Here is a 17758-nt window from a genome sequence, read left to right on the forward strand (position 1 = left end):
ATGGTCAGCAAGTTCGGTCCAGACGTGCTGGCGCACACGTCATAACCGCCAAGAAACTGGTTTTCGACGCCAGCGGGTTGCTGGGTTCGCACGTCAGCCGCCAACTCGTGGCCGATGACGAAGACGGTCGAACGTCGTCGGCAGCTGGTGGGTGAACGACTCATCGCCGGCGGAGCAGCCCATCGGTGATGTCTCGGTGTTCTCCGGTCAGCGCGTAGCAGTCATCGTAACGCGTTTGGCCACAAAGCAATTCGTGCTATGCCGGACAGAACGCATCCCGTAACATCGTCGGCATGGAACCGAGCCGGCGGTGGGGTGACGACCGTGCGATCCTCGATGACGAAGAGGCCCGCAGACTGCTCCTGGACGCGGCGGGACGCTGCCTCGTGCGTCGGGGTAACTCGCAGATCCGGATGGCCGAGGTCGCCGACGAAGCCGGCGTTTCCCGCTCCACCCTCTACCGCTACTTCCCCGGCCGGGACGAGGTCCTGCTGGGTCTGATGCTGATGCGGGTCGACGCCGCCCTAGCCGCGCTGGTGCGCGCGCTGCGCCACCCCGACGACCCTGTCCGGTCGCTGCCCGAGATGATCCTGACTCCCGTGCTGTCAGTGGAGGGCGATCCGCTGAACGAAGCGCTGTTTGCGGCCGAAAGCACCGCCGTGGCCGCGGCCCTCGAGATGGGTTCGCAACCAATCGTGGAACTGCTGTTGCGGCACTACGAGCCGCTGCTGCGGCGGTGGACGGGCGCGGGTCGCCTGCACGACGATCTTGATCCCCGCTCGACGGTGCAGTGGCTGCACACCACGACGCTGTTCTTGCTGGCACCGTCCTGGCGGAACCGGTCCGTGGCCGACAAACGCCTATTCGTCGAGCAGTTCGTGGTGCGGGCCCTGGTGCCACAGATCAGACAATAACCCACTATTGTCTGATGTCCAGCCGTCGGGATATTTTGCCTGAGACGGCACCGTCCTCGGCCCGCGGTCGACGGCGGCACGCCGGGCTGTCGGACTACTGAAGGACCGCTATGAAAAACCCTGTGGGACAAGCTTGCTCTGTCATTGGACTGGCCGCGCATCTGGGCTGCGGTGTCGGTCGGGTGTCCATCGACGCCGTGCTGGGCGGCTGGGCGGGGTTGCCGCGCACGGTCGACCAACTCGATCCCGGCGTCCTCTCCAAGGTCATGGGCACCACCGTCAACTCGGTCAGAGTCCTCAGTAGCGACGCCGGAACGTCGTCGCGGGCACGGCTGGTGCTGACCGGAAGGAATGTGCCCGAGTCGGTGTTCGTCAAGCTCACGGCCAGAACCACCGCCACGCGTTTGATGGCCGAACTCGGGCGGCTTGGACATACCGAAGTCCGCTTCTACAGACAACTCGCCCCGGTACTCACCGGCCTGCCGGAGGCATACGGCGCCGCGTTCGACACCTGGACGGGCCGCTACTTGCTGGTCCTGGAGGACCTTCCGGCCGCGTCCACCGAATTTCCCGACACCCTGCACCCGCTTTCCATCGACCAAGCCGGCCTCGTGGTCGAATTACTCGCCAATCTGCACGCCACCTTCTGGGGACGACTGCGCGCCGACGGGCGCGGCCCGCTGGGATGGCTGTGCACGCCGTCGGCGGACGACACCTCCCTGCTGACCGGCTCCCTGATGAAGGCCGCGATAAAGCGACTCACCGAGCGCACCACCAACCCGGTGGACTTTGCGGTCGACACCGGTCGCTTCATCGCCGACAACTACCGGGCCGTCGCCGCGGTGATCGACGCTCCCCCACACACCGTCATGCATGGCGACGCGCATCCGGGAAATGTGTACTTCCGCGACCGCCAGGCGGGGCTTCTTGACTGGCAGGCGGTGCGGCGCGGACACCCGTCCCGTGAATTGGCCTACACCTTGATCACCGGTCTGACGCCGGAGGACCGTCGCGCCGCGCAGCGCGACCTGCTTGACGTCTACCGAAGCGCGTTGACGGCGGCCGGCGGGCCCGACCTGGACCCCGACGAGCTCTGGTTGCGCTACCGGCAGGCGGCGCAATACGCCTACGTCGCCACGCTGATCACGTCGGGCATGGGCGGAATGCAGGTCGACGACATCGCCACGGAGGGCCTGCGGCGGGGTGTCGCCGCACTCGATGACCTGGAAACCGTTGCCGCACTAAAGCTCCGACTGTGAACCACACGACGTGACACGCCGAGAACACGTCGCCCACTTCACACTCGGCGACGCGGCGAGGCGTTCGACGGCGAGCCATCGTTGACCCGGCAGTCAGACGGAGAATGCTATTATCCGGTTTGAAGAACTAGACTTGCAGAGATGGCTACAATAGTGGCTCTACCAGTGTAGATGAGTAACCGAAAGGCTTACCGGAAATCCATTGATGGCGATCCGCGAAGAATGTTAGATTATCTATCATATGGCCCTGCCGGGCTGAGGCTGGCTACCGGAGCCGAAGGACGGCTTTCGTGATCGAACACGCTGACGGGACACGCACACCGCTGATCGACGCGAGCGTGCACATTTTCTTCCCGTCGAACAAGGACCTACGCTCGTTTCTGCGTGAGCCGTTCAAGAGCCGCGGCTTCCCCGACTACGAGATGGACTGGTACGGAGCGCCCGGTGGCGAATACGCGCCGAACACCGAAGGGCCCGATCGGCAATATCCGGGATCCGATCCGGAATTCGTTGCCCACGAACTATTTTCGAAGCGCGGCGTCGATGTGGCGATCCTGCACCCTATGGGCCGCGGCATCATGCCCGACCGGCATCTTGGCAGCGCGCTGCACGCCGCCCACAACGAGATGATGGTGTCGCGCTGGCTGGAGTCCGCGGAGTTCGGTGAGCGGTTCCGTGGCACCATCCGGGTCAACCCAGACGACATCGCCGGCGCCGTCCGCGAGATCGAACGCTGGCGGGAGCACCCGCGGGTGGTGCAGATCGGGGTGCCGCTGCAGTCCCGCGAGCTGTATGGCAAACCGCAGTTCTGGCCGCTCTGGGAAGCCGCGGTGGACGCCGGCCTTCCAGTTGCCGCCCATATCGAGGTCGGCTCGGGCATCGCGTTTCCGCCGACACCGTCGGGGAACACGCGAACCTACGAGCAGTACGTCAGCTTCATGGCGCTGAACTACCTGTACCACCTGATGAACATGATCGCCGAGGGAGTGTTCGAGCGCTTCGCCGACCTGAAGTTCGTCTGGGGCGATGGTGCGGCGGATTTCGTGACGCCGTTCATCTGGCGAATGGACACGTTTGGGCGGCCCCATCTGGAGCAGACGCCCTGGGCGCCGCGGATTCCCAGCGACTACCTGCCCGGTCACGTGTACTTCATTCAGGGCAGCCTCGACGGTCCTGGTGATGTCGAGTTCGCCGGGGAATGGTTCGCTTTCACGGGCAAGGACGACATGGTGATGTTCGGGTCGAGCTACCCCCATTGGCAATGCGGCGATGTCAAGAAGCTGCCCCGTGCGCTCTCCGCCGACCAGCGCGAGCGACTGTGCTGGCGAAACGCGGCACAGCTGTACCGCATAGACATCCCCGCCGGCGTGGGCGCACAGTAGAAGCGGACCGCGAAGACCAAGAAGGACGAGGAGATCGAGATGACCTTGACACATTCGCAGGAGCGGGTTCCCGCTGCCGAGCGCATAGCCGTCCGGTGCGTCGACTCCGATGTCCACCCGGCGCCCAAGCGCGGTGAGCTACTCCCCTACATCCCTGAGCCCTGGCGCAGCAAGTACTTCCTCACTCGCGCCGTGGGCGAGCAGATCTACTATGACGCCCCGGATTACGCGCACTCCTACGCGATGCGGGTGGACACATTCCCGCCCAACGGCGAATTCCCCTGCAGCGACCCGGACTTAGCCTTCCGACAGCTGATCATGGAAGCGGGCTCCGACATCGCGATCCTGGAACCCGCCGCCTACCCGGCTCGCCTGACCGAAGCGCAGCACGCGATGTCGTCCGCGTTGAACGACTGGCAGGCCAATCACTGGCTGGACAGTCACAACAACTGGCATGAGCGGTGGCGCGGTTCGATCTGCATAGCCATCGAAGAGCCGGAAGAATCCGTGCGCGAAATCGAGCGCTGGGCCGGACACCCTTACATGGCGCAGATTCTGATCAAAGCCGAGCCGCGACCGTCCTGGGGTCACCCGAAATACGACCCGATCTGGGCGGCAGCCACCAAGCACGACATCACCGTCAGCTGTCACTTGTCGCGCAGCCATTTCGACGAGCTGCCGATCCCGCCGGTCGGGCTCCCCAGCTACAACCACGACTTCATGGTCACCTACTCGCTGCTGGCCGCGAACCAGGTGATGAGCCTGGTCTTCGATGGCGTCTTCGACCGATTCCCGACACTGCGGATCGTGTTCGTCGAGCACGCGTTCTCCTGGATTCTGCCCCTGATGTGGCTTATGGACGCGATCTACGAAGCGCGCAAGTCGTGGGTCGAGATCAAACGCAAGCCGTCCGATTACGTCAAAGATCACATCAAGTTCACCACCCAGCCCCTGGACTACCCCGAGGACAAGACCGAGCTGACCCGTGCCCTGGAGTGGATGGAGTGCGACAAGATCCTGTTGTACTCCTCGGACTACCCGCACTGGACCTTCGATGATCCGCGCTGGCTGGTCAAGCACCTGCCCAAGGCGGCCCGCGATGCGGTGATGTACAAGAACGGCATTGCGACCTATCACCTGCCGGAGACCGTTCCGGTCCTAGAGGGTCAAGTCCGGGTGCTCTGAATTGGCTCTTGAAGAAAAGGGGGCAGCCAAACGCCCCGGGCCCCGTCTCGCCCAGGGCCGCGAGCACATTGTCGCCACCGTTGACGAAATCCCGCCCGGCACACACAAACTGGTGCCGATCGGGCGGCACGGCGTGGGCGTCTACAACGTCAAGGGCAGCTTCTACGCCATCGCGAACTATTGCCCACACCAGGGCGGTCCGCTGTGCTCTGGGCGTCCCAGGGGACGCACGATCGTCGACGAGACCGCCGCGGGTGATGCGGTGATGGTGCGGGATCTGGAGTTCATCTTCTGCCCCTGGCACCAGTGGGGTTTCGAGTTGGCGACGGGCACGACCGCGGTCAAGCCGGAGTGGAGTATCCGCACCTATCCCGTCCGTGTCGTCGGCAACGACGTTCTGGTGATGGCGTGACACAACAGGAGAATTTTGTGTCTTCTATCGAAGTGAACGGCGGCAATGTAGTCTACGAAATCCTAGGCGGCGCAGGCGATCTCATTGCCCTGACGCCGGGCGGCAGGTTCAGCAAAGAAATAGAGGGTTTGCGCCCGCTGGCCGAGGCGTTAGCCGCGGGGGGCTACCGGGTGTTGCTGTGGGACCGACCCAACTGCGGGGCATCCGATGTGCAGTTCTACGGGCAGAGCGAGTCACACATGCGCGCCGAGACCCTGCACAAGGTGGTGACGGGCCTCGGCTTCGAGCGCTGCATCCTCGCCGGGGGATCCGGTGGGGCAAGGGATTCCATGCTGACGACGATGCTCTATCCCGAGATGGTCACCAAACTCGTGGTCTGGAATATCGTCGGCGGCATCTACGGAACGTTCGTGCTGGGCTCCTTTTACATCGTTCCCAGCATTCTCGCGGTGCGAGGCACCGGGATGGACGGCGTGGTCAAGGTACAGGAATGGCGCGAGCGCATCGAGGAGAACCCGGCCAACAGCCAACGCTTCCTCGACTTCGACAAGGACGACTTTCTCAAGGTGATGATGCGTTGGCTCAATGCCTTTGTGTCCAAGCCGGGACAGACCATCCCCGGCGTGGAGGACGAAATGTTCGACCGCATCAAGGTTCCCACGCTGATCATCCGTGGCGGCGAGAACGACCTGGATCACCCCAAGCGGACGTCCCTTGAGGTGAGCTGCCTGATCAAAGGATCCAAGCTGATCGACCCGCCCTGGCCGGAGGACGCGTGGGAGCGCGCGTCCGAAGAGCGAGCGGCGGGAAAGGTCCAGCGCTTCAACATGTTCGACACCTGGGTGCAAGCGGCACCGGCGATCCTCGAATTTTTGGGCACATGATGTTTGATCGTGCGCTAACTCGTGCGGATGTGAACCTCACAGTTCAGCGACGCCTCCAACGCCGTATGGATCCGGCTTTCCGGGATGCGCTCGAGGTCGGCTTCGCGCAGCGTCACGTAGACCCTGTCGAAGCCGTCGTCGCCGGGCACCCGGGCGATCTCACCCGTAAGCCCGAAGGCGGACAACACGCCGCGGGCATCGTCGTCGGTTCCCCTGCTGACAAACGTCACCACGCCGGGTCTCGGTTGTGTACCGAAGGACTTGGCGCACAGGTCAATTGCGATGTTCTTGGTTACGTCAACGTCGTCGCCGGTGATCAGCAGCTCCACCTCGCGCCGGCTCGTCGACGTGGCAGCGAGGTTGTTTTCCACCACGTCGGCGCCCGCTTCACCGACCAGCCGGAGGAGGGTTGCCATGCCCTCGACTAGCCGCGCCGGCGCGAGCACACCGTCAGGGTCGACATTGACCCGCACAACCGCGGTCCGCATGCGCGCAAGCCTAACTAGGACGACGGCGGGTTAGCGATGGCTACCGCCGACTCTGCGATCATCACCACAGTCACCGCGCCCGGGTGCCCGGCCAGGCTGCTCGGCGAGCGGCCCGGCCTGGGGCGAGAGGACCTGACCGCCTATCGGGGTCTCGGCGGTTACCGTTTGCTCGCCGGTACCGATGAACTGTTGGCTGAAGTCGAAGCCAGCGGACTGCTCGGCCGGGGCGGTGCGGCCTTTCCGCTCGCCGTCAAGCTGCGCACCGTGCGCGACAACGGACGCGGCGCGCCGGGCGGCGCCCGGGGAACCGTCGTCATCGCGAATGGCGAAGAGGGCGAACCGGCTTCGATCAAAGACCGCTGGCTGCTGCGCAACCGGCCACACCTGGTTCTCGACGGCCTGCGACTGGCCGCGGCGGTGGTGGCCGCCGACCGCGCCTACGTCTACGTGTCCGAACCGGAATCGGCACGCAGCATCGAAGCCGCACTGGCTGAGCTCGGCCCCGAGATCCTGGGCGGTCTCACGATCGGTGTCTGGATCGTGGCGCCCGGATACGTGGCCGGCGAGGAGACCGCCGCGGTCCGGTCGATCAACGGCGGCCCTACCAAGCCGACGGACAAGCCACCGCGCCCGTTCGAAGCCGGTGTCGGCGGGCTGCCCACGCTGGTGAGCAACGTCGAGACGCTGGCCAATCTGGCTTACCTGCACCGTCACGGTGCCGAAGAATTCCGTTCGCAGGGCACATCCCAGTCGCCGGGCACGTTCCTCGCGACGATCACCGGCGCGAGCCGGCCGCCAGTTCTCTACGAGCTGCCGCATGGTCTGCCGTTCACCGAATTGCTTGCCCTGCATGGGATTTCGCCGGACCAGGTGCGAGGCGCGCTGATGGGCGGATATTTCGCCGGCTTCCTCAATCGCCGCGTGCTGGAGACCAGCCTGGATCACGAGACGATGCGGAGCCTCGGCAGCGGGCTGGGCGCCGGCGCGGTCACCGTGATCACCGACGACTGCCTCGTGGCGCTGGCGGCGGCGGTGCTGGCCTACTTCGACCGGGAGAACGCCGGGCAGTGCGGGTCATGTTTCAACGGAACCGCGGCAATGGCCGCCGTCGCCGGTGCATTGCGGGACGGCACCGCGACGGTCGAGGATCTCGATCGGTTGCGCCGCTGGTCGGTGGTGCTGCGAGGACGGGGCGCTTGCGCAACGCTGGACGCGGCCACCTACGTGGCCGCCACCCTGCTCGATCAGTTCCCCGACGACGTGGCCCACCATCTGGACAGCACCTGCCCGGGGTGCCGTGACGGCGCATTCCGCGCCGACCGTCCCTACGAGGTTTTGGCGGTGATCCCGGCGTGACCGAACACCGGAGAATCCGCCTCGACCGCACCCTGTGTGACGGGTTCGGGATCTGCGCCAAGCACGCGCCGGGTTACTTCTCGCTCGACGACTGGGGGTACGCGTCTCTGATCGGCGACGGCATCGTTGCTGAGCGCGACCACGATGCGGTGCTGCGCGCGCTACTGGACTGCCCGGTGCACGCCATCATGGAGATACACGAACGCCGGCGCGACGGCCCGCCACCGCACCCCGACACGGATGAGAATCCCGCCGAAAACCTGAAAACCGAAGCGAACGAAGCCGAGTGGGGGTTCACGCGTTAGCCCTCGGCACCCCAGCTCGAAGGTGATAACGTAATTCTCCGATTCGCATAATGGGCCTACCAGACCGTTCCAGGCTTTAGAGTTACGGCCGCCGCACCACCGGAGGTGACGTGTCAGCAGCACCGGGACGCCCGCTGCCCCTGATCACCGACGAAAACGAGTTCTTCTGGACGTCGGGGGCCGACGGCACGCTGCGCCTGCAGGAATGCGGCAGCTGCCACGCGCTGATTCACCCGCCCGCGCCGGTGTGCCGCTACTGCCGCTCCCGCGACATCGGTGTGCGTGCCGTCTCCGGCCGGGCCACGCTGGCCGGGTTCACCGTGAACCAGCGGTTCAGCCTGCCGGGCCTGCCGGCGCCGTACGTTGTCGCCCAGGTGGCGATCGCGGAGGATCCGCGCGTCCGGTTGACCACCAACATCGTGGAGTGCGATTTCGAGCGGCTCGAACTCGGTCAACAGGTTGAGGTCGTCTTCGAGCAGGTCGAGGACGTGTGGTTACCACTGTTCCGCCCCATCGCCGATGCCCCCAACGCTGTCCAGCCCGCCGACGAGATCGCCCCGGAGCGCTTCGGCGAGCACGTCCGCCCCATGCTGACCGCGGAAAAATTCGAGGACAAGGTAGCCCTCACCGGGATCGGAATGTCGGCGATCGGCCGCCGGTTGATGAAGCCGCCACTGTCGCTCACGGTGGACGCCTGCGAGGCGGCGATCACCGACGCCGGGCTGACGTTCGCCGACATCGACGGATTGTCCAGCTACCCTGGCGCGGGAATGGTCGGCGGGTTCGGCGAGGGCGGGGTCACCGCGCTGGAAGCGGCGCTGGGCATCCGGCCGACATGGCACAACGGCGGCATCGAAACATTCGGCCCGGGCGGTTCGGTGATCGCGGCGATGCTCGCCGTCGCCGGCGGCCTGGCCCGTCACGTGCTGTGTTTCCGGACGCTGTGGGAAGCCACCTTCAACGAGCTGATGAAGCAGGGCAAGATCGCCCCGTCCATGGGCCGCACCGCCAGCTGGCAGTTCCCGTTCGGCGCCACGTCCGCAGCACACACTCTGGCGCTCAACGCACAGCGGCACTTCCATCGTTACGGCACAACCAGAGAGACGCTCGGCTGGATCGCGCTCAACCAGCGGGCCAACGCCGAACTCAACCCGACCGCGGTCTACCGATCACCGATGACCATGGATGACTACTTGAACGCGCGGCCCATCACCACGCCGTTCGGTCTGTACGACTGCGACGTGCCGTGCGACGGCGCGATCGCGGTCGTCGTCTCGGCGGTCGACGCGGCACGCGACCTGGCCAAGCCACCCGTCCTGGTCGAGGCGGTCGGAACGCAGATCATCGAGCGGATCGACTGGGACCAAAGCACATTGACCCATGAACCGCAGGTGCTGGGTCAAGCGGCGCACATGTGGACGCGCACATCCTTGCGTCCCGACGACGTCGACGTGGCCGAGCTCTACGACGGGTTCACCATGAACTGCCTGTCCTGGATCGAGGCGCTGGGATTCTGCGGGATCGGCGAGGCCAAGGAATTCTTGGATGGTGGCAAGAACATCGCCCGGGACGGCCTGCTGCCGCTCAACACCCACGGGGGTCAGCTCTCGCACGGCCGCACCCACGGCATGGGCCTGGTGCATGAGGCCGTCGCCCAGCTGCGTGGCGAGGCCGGCGACCGGCAGGTCGCCGGCGCGCGCGTCGGTGTGGTCAGCAGCGGCGGGTTGACGCCCAGCGGCGTGCTCCTGCTGCGGGCCGGCGCATGAATCCCCGCGTGCACCCGCGGGTGGTGATCGTCGACGGGGTACCGATGTCGGCGCTGTTCGCCGAAGCCCAACAGTCCGGAGAACCCAAGGCCGTCATCGTGGCCATCCACGGCGGCGGCACCACCGCGGTTTACTTCGACTGTCCTGGCCACCCATCGCTTTCGTTGCTACGAGCCGGCGCGGCCGCCGAATTCACCGTCGTCGCCCTCGACCGGCCCGGTTACGGCACTTCCGCACCCTATCCGGACGCGATGGTCCGCCCCGAACAACGGATCGAACTCGCCTACCGGGCGGTGGACCGCATCCTCGGAGAGCGACCACGCGGCGTGGGGTTTTTCCTGATGAGCCATTCGGGCGGATGCGAACTGGCGCTGCGGATGGCCACCGACGAGCGGGCCGCCGATCTGGTTGGCCTCGAACTGGCGGGCACCGGGAGGCATTACCACCCCGCGGCCCGGGACATGTTGAAGACGGCCACCCGGGAACGCCGCCCCTCGGGCCTGCGCGAGCTGCTGTGGCACCCCGAAAGGCTATATCCCGCAGAGGTGCTCGCCGGGATCACGGTTTCCCCGACGGCTCCGGCCTACGAAGATCAGATGGTGTCGGACTGGGCGCGGCAAACCTTCCCGTCGCTCGCACCGGCCGTCCGCGTCCCGGTGCAATTCAGCATCGCCGAGTACGAAAAGGTTTGGCAGACCGATACTTCCGCACTGACGGAGATCGCCGCGCTGTTTTCCGGCGCGCCGCGATTCGCCGTCAACAGACAACCCGAGGCCGGGCACAACATCAGCCTGGGCCACACCGCTCCCGCATATCACGCGAACGTCCTCGCGTTCGCAGACCAGTGCGTGGCCGCCGCGGCCTCCTCGAGCGTTACACCCCAGTCACTTTCGGGTCCGAGCGAGACTGTGACGTCACCCTCGGCAACGGATGAAGAGGCCAGCTGATGCGCGTCGGATTCATCGGTTTGGGCGACCAGGGCGGCCCAATGGCGCACCGCATCATCCAGGCCGGTTACCCGACGACGTTGTGGGCGCGCCGGCCCGCGGCGCTCGAGCCGTTCGCCGGCACGACGGCGACAATCGCCGACTAACCGGGTGAACTTGCTGCGGGCAGCGATCTGGTCTGCCTGTGTGTCCTCGGCGACGCCGACATCGACGAACTCGCCGGCGGCGAGTGCGGACTGCTGGCTGGACTGCGGCCCGGCAGCGTGATCGCCGTGCACAGCACCGTGCACCCCGACACCTGCCGAAAGCTCGCCGAGCGTGCTGGTGCGCAAGGTGTTTCGGTTGTCGACGCGCCGGTCAGCGGTGGCGGCGAGGCGGCAGCCCAGGGTCGTCTGCTGGTGATGGTCGGGGGGGACGCCGCCGTCGTCGAGCGCTGCCGGCCGGTGTTCGACACCTACGCCGATGCGGTCATCCATTTAGGCGATTTAGGCGCGGGGCAAACCACCAAGCTCCTGAACAACCTGTTGTTCACTGCCCACCTCGGAACAGCGGCCACCGCCCTTTCGCTATGCAACTCCCTGGGCGTCTCCCCGGAGCGACTCACCGAGGTCGTTTCCCGCAGCAGCGGGAACAGCTTCGCGCTCAACGCCATTGGTCGGGTCGGCGGCCTGGGCCAGCTGCCCGAACATGTCGGGACGCTGCTGCAGAAGGACGCGCGGCTGGTGGTCGACCTCGCCGGCCAAGCCGCCGCCCGCGCGGGCGCCGTGCTCGATGCGGCCGACGCCGCACTATCCCTGCTGGGGCACCCGCGATGAGGGTGACGACATGGCCCTTTTCGGTTCCGGCCGAATCCGCTACCGTTAGCGTTACAGTCAGGCATTCCGGTGTAACTATTTCAGCCCGCAGTTTGTTATCGAGGAGTCGTCCATGACCAAAGCGAAGGTCGTCTTCGATCCGTTCTCCGAGGAGTTCTTCAACGGCGCCTGGGATACCTACCGGCGGATGCAGGAGGAGGCGCCGGTCTACTACAACGAGGAGTACGACTTCTACGCGTTGACCCGGCACGCGGACGTGGCGGCGGGCCTGAAGAATTTCGAACAGTATTCGTCGGCCTACGGTATCGACCTGGCAATGGTGCGCCGCGGAGAGCCACCCCCGCAGAAGTCGATCATCTTCATGGACCCCCCCGACCATCGCCACATGCGCAGCCTGCTCAACAAGGTCTTCACGCCGCGGGCCATCCAGTCGCAGCGGCAGATGGTCATCGAGAAGGTCGACAAGTACCTCAGCGCAGTCGATCCCGATCGATTCGACGTGGTGCAGGATTTCTCCGGACCGTTCCCCGTCGAGGTGATCACGACGATGCTGGGGGTGCCGGAGGAGGACGCGCAAAAGATTCGTCACTTGATCGACGAGTCCCTCACCCGGGAACCCGGCCAGGTCGAGATCGGCGAACAGGGCATGCAAGCCAACATCGAGACGGCGATGCTGTATTACGACCTGGTGACACAACGTCGCGCCGAGCGGCGTGACGACCTGTTCAGCAAGCTGATAGACGCTGAGATCGAACGGGACGACGGGCAGTACACGAAGCTGGATGATCTCGAAATCGCCGGTTTTGCAACGTTATTGGGCGGTGCCGGCGCCGAAACTGTGACCAAGCTGGTCGGAAACATGCCGGTGGTCTTCGGGCGCAATCCCGAACAGTGGCAAAAGTTGCTCGACGACCGCAGCAAGATCCCCGCGGCCGTCGAAGAGCTGCTGCGCTACGAGGCACCCTCCCAGTATCAGGTGCGTCGCTCGATGAAAGACGTGGAGCTGCACGGGGTTACGATCCCGGCCGGAAAACCGATGTTTCTCATCAACGGCGCGGCCAACCGCGACCCCGAGGTGTGGACCGATCCGGACAAGTTCGACGTCGACCGCGACCGATCCGAAGCGCAGAACCTGGGCTTCGGCTACGGGATCCACAGCTGCCTCGGCGCGGCGCTGGCCCGCATGGAGAGCGCGATCGCCCTGGAAAAGCTGCTGGATTTCATGCCCCGCTTCGAGGTGGATTGGGACGGCTGCGAGCGGGTGCACATGCAGAACGTCGCCGGGTGGAAAAACGTGCCGGTCAAGGTAATTCGCTGATGAGGATCGAAGTCGATTGGGGTCTCTGCGAAAGCAACGGTGTCTGTATGGGCATCATCCCGGAGGTCTTCCACCTCGGGGACGACGACATGCTCACCGTGTTGCAGCCAGAGGTCACGCCGGAGAACGAGTCTCAAGTGCGTGATGCCGTGCGCCAGTGCCCGCGACAGGCGATCTCCATCCAGGAGTAGCGCCGCGCGTCAGAAACCGGCGAGGATGACCGCGTTGCAGTCGGCCGCCGCTTGGCGCAGTTTGGCCGCCGTTTGATAGGCCTCGGACTCGTACCAGGCGCGGGCCGCATCGACCGATTCGAATTCCAGCACCACCGTCTGGTCGCCATGCCAGGAGCCTTCGACGACCTTTGGTGCGGTATCCACCGCGAGAATGTTGACTCCACCCATCGCGGCGCCCGCGGCCCGCCCGTAGGCCTTCATGCCCTCTGGGTCCTTGATGGCCTCGGTCAGGATCACATATCCCTTCTTGACCCCTTCACTCACCTGAACTCTCCTTACGATTCTTTGATGGCTTGCTCCGGACAGCATTCGATGGCTTCCCGGGCGGCGGACTCCAATTCCGTCGGGACATCCCCTTCTATAGCCAGGGCATAGCCGTCGTCGGTCAGGCTGAACACGTCCGGACACAGAGTCAGACACATGCCGTGCCCGCGACAGCTTCCGTCGTCGACCCATACCCTCATGCCGGCGTGAACTCCAGGTGCAGCTCGGTCAGACCCCGCAGGATGTAGGTCGGAACGTATTGATAGCGACGGTCATTCGCCGAACCATGCTTGCGCTCGTTGATCCTGATATCGGACGTCCGGTCCAGAAAACGCTCGATCGCCACCCGCGTCTCGGCGCGTGCCAGCGGCGCTCCGGGGCAGCTGTGGATCCCGCGCCCGAACGAGATGTGCTGGCGGGCGTTCTTGCGGGCCGGATCGAAGGTGGTGGGATCGTCGAACCGGCGCGGATCACGGTTGGCGGCCGCCTGCACCACCATCACGGTGGTGCCGGCGGGCAGGTCGACGCCGCCGACATTGACGGGCACCCGGTTCAACCGGAAGTCGCCCTTGACCGGGCTCTCGATGCGCAGCGCCTCTTCGATGAAGTTGGGGATCAGGCTGCGGTCCTTGCGCAATTGCGCCTGTAGATCGGGGCGCTCGCCGATGGTCTGCAACGCGGCGCCGAGCAGCCGCACGGTGGTTTCCTGGCCGGCCGAGAATACGTTGGAGGCGACCCGCGCCACATCCTCGACGTCGGGCACCGAGCCGTCGGGGAAGGTGGCCGTGGCCAGGCCGGTCAGCACGTCATCACGGGGTTCGCGGCGGCGGTCCCGCACGTAGTCGGAGAACAGCCCGTAGAGAAATTCCAGCGGACTGTGCGCCAGGGATTCCTTGCCGGTGCCCCCGACGCCGCCGCCGGAGTGCACGCGGATGTTGTTGACGAAGGCTTCCCGGTCTTCCTCGGGAACGCCCAGCAGATCGGCGATGACCAACAGCGTGAAGGGTCCGGCGAAGCCCTTGATGAATTCGCCTTCCCCGGGCGCCAGGAACGCATCCAGCGCCTGGTCGGCCAGCAGCCACATGGCGTCCTCGTTCTCCTTGAGACGCTTGGGGGTGATCAGCCGCATCAGCAGGGCACGGTGATTGGTGTGGGTCGGGGGGTCAAGCGTCGGCAGCTGGTCGCTGAACGGCAGCTCGTCGCGGTGCTGCTCGATCAGATCGGTGATGTCGCTGTTCCCCAAGCCCTCAAGGGATACCGGAAAACCGGGGAATGGCCCGGTCACCGAGATGCACGACGACCACGTTTCGGCGTCGTTCAACACCCCGACCGCCTCGTCCCAGCCGGTGACCATTGTGACCCCGTGGTGGTCTTCCCGCGCGACCGGGCATCGCTGCCGGAGAGCCTCGTAATAGGGGTACGGGTTCTCGACCAGCCGCCGGTCGCGGAAGAAGTCCAGCTCGCTGAAGTCGGTCATGAGAACCATCCTCTCAAAGATGAGTATGAGATTTCCACAAGCGCGTACGCGTCGTCAACGACAGCTTCGCGCCGAGACCGCCTCGCGCGTCGGGATGCGCCGGGTGAATCAGGCGGGGACCAGATCCGCCGCGACCGACGGGCACGCGCTCAGCCCACTGCGAAAGATTTCGGTGCGTTCGATCGAACTCGCTGGCGACGCGGCCGCCGCCAGGGCCTGGGCCTTGAAGATCTGGGCGGCCATGCTCAGCCGGTGTTGCACCAGGCCCACGCTGTGAGCAAGCTCGTCGGGCCAGGTCTGCCCCCAAAGCGTGACTTCGGTGACGCCATGGTCGAGGGCCTGCACGATGCCCTGGCGCACCCGCGGATCGCAGCCGAGCAGGTCCGCCGCCGCGGCCAGGGCCTGCGGACGGGGACGAGTCTCAATCGATGCCAGCGCGCATTCGAGGTCAAGCGTCTGGGCTCCGAGGATATGCAGCGGTCGGTCGTCGGGGTGGTCGGCGAGATCCGCCAGGAGCACGGTGACATCCCATCCCGCCATCGACCGGTCGAAGATCCACCCACCGGCGAACCGCACCACGTCGACGACGCTGGAGGCGACGATGTCGAGCCGGTACCTCATGCCGTGCTCGGCGGCGTGAAGTCCCGCGCCAGCATCTCGGCGTACTCCTTGAACACCTCGGTCAGGGGTATCGACGGATCGAGCAACCATGTCATTTCCATTCCGTGGGTGAAGGCGAGAATTTCCACTGCCTTGACGACGGGGTCGATGTCGGCGCGATAGCGGCCGGCGGCCTGACCGCGCCGGATCGCCCCGGCGACGATTTCCGTCGCGTCACGCTGCCGGCCCACCAGGCGGTCGTGCAGCGGAGCGTCGGCGGCGATGTTCTCCACCAGCAGCACGGTGAACGTGCCCACCAGTTCGGGCGCGCGGTTAAAGCGGTCGGCGACCTGGGCGATTTCGCCGATCAGATCGCCCCCGCGGTCGGAGTGCGTGTCGTCGTCGAGGTCACGCGCGTCCAGCACAGCGTGCAGTAGCTGTTCCTTGGATTCGAAATGATGCAGCAGGCCCGCGGAGGTAACCCCGGCTTCGCCAGCGATCTGCGCGAGCGTCGTGTTGCGCCAGCCGTTGCGCGACAGCAGCCGCTGCGCCACCGCAAGGATCCGTTGTTTGCGGTCCTCGCCCTTGGCGAGCAGCGTGTCGTATCGACGTGCGTCGGGCACTGGGCCCCCTCGAACCGATCGGCAAACCAACCTAGTGAACATAAAGTAGGTTAGTTTAGCTGCTGACGGCAAGACCCTGAACGGTATTTTTTTCCGACGGCGGGCGCGCTACCCGACGAGTTCCACCAAGGTGGCGTTGGCCGTGCCGCCGCCTTCGCACATGGTCTGCAAGCCGTAACGAATCCCGTTGCAGCGCATGTGGTGCACCATGCGCGTCATCAGGACCGCACCGGAGGCGCCCAGCGGGTGGCCCAACGCGATGGCGCCCCCCAACGGATTGAGGCGGTCGGCGTCGGCCCCGGTCTCCGCCAGCCACGCCAGCGGAACGGGCGCGAAGGCTTCGTTCACTTCGAACACGCCGACATCCGCGACCGCCACACCGGCCTTGGCCAACACCTTCTCGGTCGCCGGAATCGGGCCGGTGAGCATGAGGACCGGGTCGGCCCCGGTGACCGCGCCCGCGCGGTAGCGCACGAGAGGCGTCAGCCCCAGCTCGACCGCAAGGTCCGAGGTCATCACCAGCAGCGCGGCCGCGCCGTCGGAGATCTGCGACGAGTTGCCCGCATGGATGACGCCGTCGTCGACGAAGGCCGGCTTCAAAGCGGACAGCTTCTCGACTGTGGTGCCGCGCCGCACACCCTCGTCGGCCGCCACGATCGATCCGTCTCCGACGAACACCGGGACGATCTGCTCGACGAAGGCGCCGCTGTCCTGGGCCGCGGCGGCCAGCTCGTGGGACCTGGCGGCATACTCGTCGAGCTGCCCGCGCGAGAGGCCCCACTTCTTGGCGATCAATTCCGCCGAGATGCCCTGGTTGAACGAGAAATCTTCATATCGGGCAAGGACTTTGGGGCCGTAGGGCATTCCGGTCGCCCTGGCCGCGCCGAGCGGAACACGGCTCATCACCTCGACGCCGCCGGCCACGACGACGTCCTGCTGGCCCGACATGACCGCGTGCACGGCGAAGTCGAGGGCCTGCTGGCTGGAACCGCACGCCCGGTTGACCGTGGTCCCGGGGATGTTCTCCGGCCAGCCGGCCGCGAGCACCGCGTAGCGACCGATATTGCTGGACTGGTCGCCCACCTGGGACACACATCCCCAGATCACGTCGTCGATGATCTCGGGGCCGATGCCGGCGCGTTCCAACAGTTCGTTGAGAACGATCCCAGACAGGTCGGCAGCGTGCATGCCCGACAATCCGCCGTTGCGCTTGCCGACCGCGGTTCGCACCGCCTCCACGATCACCGTTTCGCGCATGGTCTGCTCCGATCTCCGTGCGGCCGCCGAGCGTGTCATGAGGGCGAGAAAATCTCGAAAAACTCGCCGCCAGTTCACGTTCGACGACTAACAAACTACAGTCAGTAGCTCCTCGGCAATTTCAGCACATGCGAACCCAGGAAGTTCAGGATCATCTCCTGGCTGATCGGTGCGATCTTCATCAGGCGCGCCTCGCGGAAGTAGCGCGCGACGTGGTATTCCTCCGCGTAGCCCATGCCGCCGTGGGTTTGCAGCGCCCGGTCCGCGGCGGTA

The 17758-nt window shown here is 65.6% G+C and carries 20 protein-coding genes and 1 pseudogene; 13 read left to right on the top strand and 8 right to left on the bottom strand.

The window, feature by feature from the left end:
- Positions 1–293 precede the first annotated feature (293 nt).
- The 6 genes from JO236_RS00925 to JO236_RS00950 all read left to right on the top strand — a co-directional run bounded on the left by JO236_RS00925 (position 294) and on the right by JO236_RS00950 (position 6036).
- Positions 294–914 carry a TetR/AcrR family transcriptional regulator gene (locus tag JO236_RS00925; protein ID WP_293323455.1) on the top strand — a complete coding sequence of 207 codons (621 nt, stop codon included), beginning with the start codon at positions 294–296 and terminating at the stop codon, positions 912–914.
- Positions 915–1024: 110 nt separating this feature from the next.
- Positions 1025–2173: a phosphotransferase gene (locus JO236_RS00930; protein WP_293323458.1), complete on the top strand. Its 1149-nt coding sequence runs from the start codon at positions 1025–1027 to the stop codon at positions 2171–2173.
- 290 nt (positions 2174–2463) lie between these two features.
- Entirely contained in the window at positions 2464–3555 is a 1092-nt protein-coding gene (locus tag JO236_RS00935) for an amidohydrolase family protein (RefSeq protein WP_293323461.1), read from the top strand.
- Positions 3556–3594: 39 nt separating this feature from the next.
- Positions 3595–4740, top strand: coding sequence for an amidohydrolase family protein (locus tag JO236_RS00940; protein WP_293323464.1), 1146 nt, complete (start codon positions 3595–3597; stop codon positions 4738–4740).
- A 1-nt stretch (position 4741) separates the two neighbouring features.
- Positions 4742–5152 (top strand): Rieske (2Fe-2S) protein, encoded by a 411-nt coding sequence (locus JO236_RS00945; RefSeq protein WP_293323467.1) that lies wholly within the window; start codon positions 4742–4744, stop codon positions 5150–5152.
- Between the two features lie 17 nt (positions 5153–5169).
- Positions 5170–6036, top strand: coding sequence for an alpha/beta fold hydrolase (locus tag JO236_RS00950; RefSeq protein WP_293323470.1), 867 nt, complete (start codon positions 5170–5172; stop codon positions 6034–6036).
- A gap of 14 nt (positions 6037–6050) precedes the next feature.
- Here the strand turns inward: JO236_RS00950 and JO236_RS00955 are convergent, their stop codons facing one another.
- Positions 6051–6524, bottom strand: coding sequence for a hypothetical protein (locus tag JO236_RS00955; RefSeq protein WP_293323473.1), 474 nt, complete (start codon positions 6522–6524; stop codon positions 6051–6053).
- Between the two features lie 36 nt (positions 6525–6560).
- On the opposite strand from JO236_RS00955, the gene JO236_RS00960 reads away from it, so the two are divergent.
- The 7 genes and pseudogenes from JO236_RS00960 (at position 6561) to JO236_RS00990 (ending at position 13222) form a co-directional block, all read left to right on the top strand.
- Positions 6561–7880 (top strand): NADH-ubiquinone oxidoreductase-F iron-sulfur binding region domain-containing protein, encoded by a 1320-nt coding sequence (locus JO236_RS00960; protein ID WP_293323476.1) that lies wholly within the window; start codon positions 6561–6563, stop codon positions 7878–7880.
- Positions 7877–8185: a ferredoxin gene (locus tag JO236_RS00965; protein ID WP_293323479.1), complete on the top strand. Its 309-nt coding sequence runs from the start codon at positions 7877–7879 to the stop codon at positions 8183–8185. The genes JO236_RS00960 and JO236_RS00965 overlap by 4 nt, the downstream gene beginning before the upstream one ends.
- Before the next feature lie 110 nt (positions 8186–8295).
- Entirely contained in the window at positions 8296–9951 is a 1656-nt protein-coding gene (locus JO236_RS00970) for a thiolase C-terminal domain-containing protein (RefSeq protein WP_293323482.1), read from the top strand.
- Entirely contained in the window at positions 9948–10898 is a 951-nt protein-coding gene (locus JO236_RS00975) for an alpha/beta hydrolase (protein WP_293323485.1), read from the top strand. Before JO236_RS00970 ends, JO236_RS00975 begins: the two co-directional genes overlap by 4 nt.
- A pseudogene (locus tag JO236_RS00980) lies at positions 10898–11713 on the top strand (NAD(P)-dependent oxidoreductase). Before JO236_RS00975 ends, JO236_RS00980 begins: the two are co-directional and overlap by 1 nt.
- A gap of 112 nt (positions 11714–11825) precedes the next feature.
- Complete coding sequence (locus JO236_RS00985) at positions 11826–13031, top strand: cytochrome P450 (protein ID WP_293323488.1); 1206 nt, start codon at positions 11826–11828, stop codon at positions 13029–13031.
- Complete coding sequence (locus JO236_RS00990; protein WP_293323491.1) at positions 13031–13222, top strand: ferredoxin; 192 nt, start codon at positions 13031–13033, stop codon at positions 13220–13222. Before JO236_RS00985 ends, JO236_RS00990 begins: the two co-directional genes overlap by 1 nt.
- Positions 13223–13231: 9 nt before the next feature.
- Here the strand turns inward: JO236_RS00990 and JO236_RS00995 are convergent, their stop codons facing one another.
- The 7 genes from JO236_RS00995 to JO236_RS01025 all read right to left on the bottom strand — a co-directional run.
- Complete coding sequence (locus JO236_RS00995) at positions 13232–13573, bottom strand: DUF1330 domain-containing protein (protein ID WP_416362125.1); 342 nt, start codon at positions 13571–13573, stop codon at positions 13232–13234.
- Positions 13540–13728, bottom strand: coding sequence for a ferredoxin (locus tag JO236_RS01000; protein ID WP_293323497.1), 189 nt, complete (start codon positions 13726–13728; stop codon positions 13540–13542). Before JO236_RS01000 ends, JO236_RS00995 begins: the two co-directional genes overlap by 34 nt.
- The gene (locus JO236_RS01005) at positions 13725–15005 is read right to left on the bottom strand and encodes a cytochrome P450 (protein WP_293323500.1); all 1281 of its coding nucleotides are present in this window, start codon (positions 15003–15005) and stop codon (positions 13725–13727) included. The genes JO236_RS01000 and JO236_RS01005 overlap by 4 nt, the downstream gene beginning before the upstream one ends.
- 108 nt (positions 15006–15113) lie before the next feature.
- A complete protein-coding gene (locus JO236_RS01010) occupies positions 15114–15626 on the bottom strand; it encodes a hypothetical protein (RefSeq protein ID WP_293323503.1) in 513 nt (170 codons plus the stop codon).
- Positions 15623–16228 carry a TetR/AcrR family transcriptional regulator gene (locus JO236_RS01015; RefSeq protein WP_293323506.1) on the bottom strand — a complete coding sequence of 202 codons (606 nt, stop codon included), beginning with the start codon at positions 16226–16228 and terminating at the stop codon, positions 15623–15625. The genes JO236_RS01010 and JO236_RS01015 overlap by 4 nt, the downstream gene beginning before the upstream one ends.
- A 108-nt stretch (positions 16229–16336) precedes the next feature.
- Positions 16337–17485 (bottom strand): thiolase family protein, encoded by a 1149-nt coding sequence (locus JO236_RS01020; RefSeq protein WP_293323509.1) that lies wholly within the window; start codon positions 17483–17485, stop codon positions 16337–16339.
- A gap of 101 nt (positions 17486–17586) precedes the next feature.
- A partial coding sequence (locus JO236_RS01025; RefSeq protein ID WP_293323512.1) for an acyl-CoA dehydrogenase family protein occupies positions 17587–17758 on the bottom strand: 172 nt, incomplete at its 5' end.

The sequence above is a fragment of the Mycobacterium sp. genome (assembly GCF_019247635.1).
Taxonomy (GTDB): domain Bacteria; phylum Actinomycetota; class Actinomycetes; order Mycobacteriales; family Mycobacteriaceae; genus Mycobacterium.

What these genes read in the sequence shown, in the direction of transcription:
- JO236_RS00925 (WP_293323455.1), top strand. Translation starts at nt 294, where the DNA reads ATGGAACCGAGCCGGCGGTGGGGTGACGACCGTGCGATCCTCGATGAC.
- JO236_RS01005 (WP_293323500.1), bottom strand. Translation starts at nt 15,005, where the DNA reads ATGACCGACTTCAGCGAGCTGGACTTCTTCCGCGACCGGCGGCTGGTC.
- JO236_RS00985 (WP_293323488.1), top strand. Translation starts at nt 11,826, where the DNA reads ATGACCAAAGCGAAGGTCGTCTTCGATCCGTTCTCCGAGGAGTTCTTC.
- JO236_RS00990 (WP_293323491.1), top strand. Translation starts at nt 13,031, where the DNA reads ATGAGGATCGAAGTCGATTGGGGTCTCTGCGAAAGCAACGGTGTCTGT.
- JO236_RS01000 (WP_293323497.1), bottom strand. Translation starts at nt 13,728, where the DNA reads ATGAGGGTATGGGTCGACGACGGAAGCTGTCGCGGGCACGGCATGTGT.
- JO236_RS00955 (WP_293323473.1), bottom strand. Translation starts at nt 6,524, where the DNA reads ATGCGGACCGCGGTTGTGCGGGTCAATGTCGACCCTGACGGTGTGCTC.
- JO236_RS01020 (WP_293323509.1), bottom strand. Translation starts at nt 17,485, where the DNA reads ATGCGCGAAACGGTGATCGTGGAGGCGGTGCGAACCGCGGTCGGCAAG.
- JO236_RS01010 (WP_293323503.1), bottom strand. Translation starts at nt 15,626, where the DNA reads ATGAGGTACCGGCTCGACATCGTCGCCTCCAGCGTCGTCGACGTGGTG.
- JO236_RS00995 (WP_416362125.1), bottom strand. Translation starts at nt 13,573, where the DNA reads ATGCTGTCCGGAGCAAGCCATCAAAGAATCGTAAGGAGAGTTCAGGTG.
- JO236_RS00940 (WP_293323464.1), top strand. Translation starts at nt 3,595, where the DNA reads ATGACCTTGACACATTCGCAGGAGCGGGTTCCCGCTGCCGAGCGCATA.
- JO236_RS00960 (WP_293323476.1), top strand. Translation starts at nt 6,561, where the DNA reads ATGGCTACCGCCGACTCTGCGATCATCACCACAGTCACCGCGCCCGGG.
- JO236_RS00975 (WP_293323485.1), top strand. Translation starts at nt 9,948, where the DNA reads ATGAATCCCCGCGTGCACCCGCGGGTGGTGATCGTCGACGGGGTACCG.
- JO236_RS00930 (WP_293323458.1), top strand. Translation starts at nt 1,025, where the DNA reads ATGAAAAACCCTGTGGGACAAGCTTGCTCTGTCATTGGACTGGCCGCG.